Annotated in this window: 3 protein-coding genes; 1 reads left to right on the top strand and 2 read right to left on the bottom strand. The window is 58.6% G+C overall.

Annotated features, from left to right (window positions below; genetic code table 11):
* On the bottom strand, positions 1-609 hold a 609-nt coding region (locus NW819_RS13700; RefSeq protein ID WP_414414087.1), incomplete at its 3' end, for a caspase family protein.
* A gap of 266 nt (positions 610-875) precedes the next feature.
* Positions 876-1754 (bottom strand): lysostaphin resistance A-like protein, encoded by an 879-nt coding sequence (locus NW819_RS13695; RefSeq protein ID WP_414414086.1) that lies wholly within the window; start codon positions 1752-1754, stop codon positions 876-878.
* A 212-nt stretch (positions 1755-1966) separates the two neighbouring features.
* Here NW819_RS13695 and NW819_RS13690 point away from each other — a divergent pair.
* Positions 1967-3276, top strand: a 1310-nt coding sequence (locus NW819_RS13690) for an ABC1 kinase family protein (RefSeq protein WP_414414085.1), incomplete at its 3' end; no start/stop codon positions are given.

The following is a 3276-nucleotide window of genomic DNA, read 5'->3' as shown; positions in this document are numbered from 1 at the left end:
CAGCGGGACGGAGTCCTTGGAGTCCGAGATCGCGGCTGGGGGACGGGAACGCAGTTGCAAGTTGCCTCGCACCGACGGCGAGACATAGGTAAAGCCACAGTCCAGAAGGGTGGTGATCTGGGCAGTGCCCAAGCCTTCCAAAAGCCGGAAAAAGCTGTCTAGCTCCATTGCTGCCACTCCCTCAGAGCCAGACAACAGCAGCACCGGCTGCCAACAGTTGGGCGCGGATCCCAGCCGCCACTGGCCATAGCCGCTAAACTGCACCACTACCGTTTCAGCCGTGTGACCTTGACCCCCCAAGTGCTCTGCAAAGGCCGATTGGATCCCAGCCGGCGTGGCTGCCCCATCGGTAAGGGTGAGAATGTCTGCCGGGTCAAAACCAAAGCGATAGAGGAGTAGCTCCCGCTGCAACTCCACATCTGTCAAACACCCTTGTAGCGCGGATCCCTCGCCAAGGTAGCGGTTAATACCGATGAGAACAGCCAGCTTGCGGGAGCCAGCCGCCAAAGCTTGCCCATATCGCTCAGCCCGGCCCCTCAACCAGCCAGGGGATAGGCCAAGACCGGCAGCAACCAGGAGGAGTTTTTGCAGAAAAGACCGCCTTTCCATGTTGACCCTCTGGGCTGACCCCCGGCCCAACGACTACCCCATCGGCCAGCGAGCCACAGCTAAACTTTGCACTGGAATCTGTTGCTGCCTATTTCAGGATATCCCCATCCACACAGCTTTTTCCCGAGATCGAGTGACAGTTTTTGGCGTTTTCTTTGCATTCCTTATCAATCAAACCTCCGCCACTTCCCATGGGGATCCCACGGCAGCGCTCTTCTGTCAGACAAGTCCGTCAGACAGGAGGGAAAGTGTGAGGAAGTCAATACTCAGCGGTTCAGGAAATAGGGCAAGCAAGCCCCACGCTCCGGCCAATGGAAGCGGACGAAGGGAACCAAAATGAACCCAGCTATCCCCAGACAGAACAGGCCAAAGTAGAGGTGGAAAGCCCCGACTGGATCAGCTGGTTCCATCCTTCCCCCTCCTAGGGATCCCGGCGCTAAAGCCAAGAGATTGTTCAAGGCATGAGCCAAGACAGGCAAGGTCAGGGAGCGGGTCTGCAGGTAGAACAGGCCCATCACCAGGCCGAACACCGTCAACCCGACGGGGTTGGGGTGCAGCAGGCCAAATACCCCAGAAGAAGCCAGCAGACCTCTGGAGAGGCCCCACTTGAGGCCCCAGCGGTGTAGCAAGATGCCGCGAAACAGCCACTCCTCCGTTATGGGGGCCACCACCCCAATCGAGAGCCAGCGCAACCCCTGATACATCTGCGGCCAGGCCGTTTCCCTATCCTCTTCCCCCAGTGAGTGCAGCATCGACTCCGCCAGCTCCGGCGCAGGCAGGGATACCAGGTAGAGCATCAACAAAGTTGTGCCCAGGGAGAGCACTACCAAAGCCGGCACCACCCGCAGCAGGGATCCCCAAGGAATAGCAGCCCGCCAGTTGCCCCACAGCCGTCTCATCTGCAGATGGGCTTGCTGCCCCCGTCGCCAGCTCCAGATACAGGTGAGGACAAATGTAGCGCAATAGACAAAGTCGGCCAGCAGAGGATCGTCAGATGGGAGATGAAACAGCTGGGCCAAGGCGATGGCTCCCAAGCCTACCCCCAGGTTGATCACCAAGAAGGCCAACAGCACGTGGCGCGCCTTAAGGGCTGCAAATCCGGTCACACTCGGCTCGGCAGGCCGTAGAGGGGGAGATCCAGACACAGAGGCAGAGAGCGCAGTTTTCCCATTCTAGTTTTGGTGGGGATCCCCAGAGGTGGGCTGCTGTCAACTCCTCAGGGAAAAGACTGAAGATCCTTATTCCGAAGGTTCGTCCCGCCTTTTCAAACCCAATCGAGCAGGCTGGTGGCTGTCTCCGAGGGTCGCCAGGCTGAGCCAGCAAGTTAAGATGTGTTACGGAATCCGTTGGGGCATCTATGGGCGCAACACCGGTAGTGACAATAGCAGCGAGGCAGGATGGCTTGGGTTCTGGGGCTGTCTCCATCCCTCCGGCAGATCTGGGGGTGGTTCCTGAGCCAAGCTTGCGTTACGACCCAGAGCAGTTGGCCAAGCAATATCGAGGGCGCTGGGATCTGGTGGTGCGGCGCCTGTTTCAGTTGATCACCCCCTTTTTGGGCTTGTTGGCCTGGGTGTTTTGGGATCGCTGGCGGGGAGTAGAACTGAAGAATCGCCCCAAACATGCGGCCCGGCTACGGGAGATCCTCACGGAATTGGGGCCGACAGCCATCAAAATCGGCCAAGCCCTCTCCACCCGTCCCGATCTGGTTTCGCCCCTGTTTCTGGAGGAACTGGCCAAACTGCAGGATGAGCTGCCCCCCTTTGACAATGCCATCGCTTTTGCCCTCATCGAGTCGGAAATCGGCAAACCCGTAGACAAAATCTTTCGAGAGATCAGCCCCGAGCCGATTGCCGCCGCCAGCTTGGGGCAAGTGTACCAAGCCTACTTGCATACCGGAGAGAAAGTCGCCGTCAAGGTGCAGCGGCCCGACTTGATTGGGCGCATCTCTCTCGACATGTATATTGTCCGCAGCCTGGCCGCCTGGGCCAAACGCACTTTCCGCCGCATCCGCAGCGACCTGGTGGGCATCGTCGATGAGTTTGCCGGGCGCCTCTACGAAGAAATGGACTACACGCAGGAGGGCCGCAATGCCGAGCGGTTCCTGGCGCTGTACCGTCACCCCTCCATCTACGCTCCCAAAATTTACTGGGAGTACACCCGCACCAAGGTGCTGACGATGGAGTGGATTGATGGCATCAAGCTGACTCAGGTTGACAAAATCGCTGCTGCGGGGCTGGATGGACGGCACTTGATCGAGATCGGCGTCAATTGCTCCCTCAAGCAGCTTTTGGAAAATGGCTTTTTCCACGCCGATCCCCACCCGGGCAACCTCTTGGCCATGTACGACGGGCGGCTGGCCTATATCGATTTCGGCATGATGAGCACCATCGCGCCCCATCAGCGCTACGGCCTGATCAAGGCGATTGTGCATTTGGTAAACCGAGACTTTGCCGGGCTGGCCCAAGACTACGTGGACTTGGAGTTCCTGGATCCAGATACCGACCTGACTCCCATCATCCCTGCTCTGGAAGCTGTCTTCGCCGAAGCGATGGGCAAATCGGTCTCCGAACTGAATTTCAAGAGCATCACCGATCGGCTCTCGGGGGTGATGTACGACTTTCCCTTTCGAGTTCCCGCCTACTACGCCTTGATCATCCGCTCTTTGCT

The organism is Synechococcus sp. R8-2, from assembly GCF_047461715.1.
Lineage (GTDB): Bacteria > Cyanobacteriota > Cyanobacteriia > Thermostichales > Thermostichaceae > Thermostichus.
The sequence above is the reverse complement of the archived record's forward strand: the minus strand, read 5'-3'. Positions and strand labels throughout refer to the sequence as shown.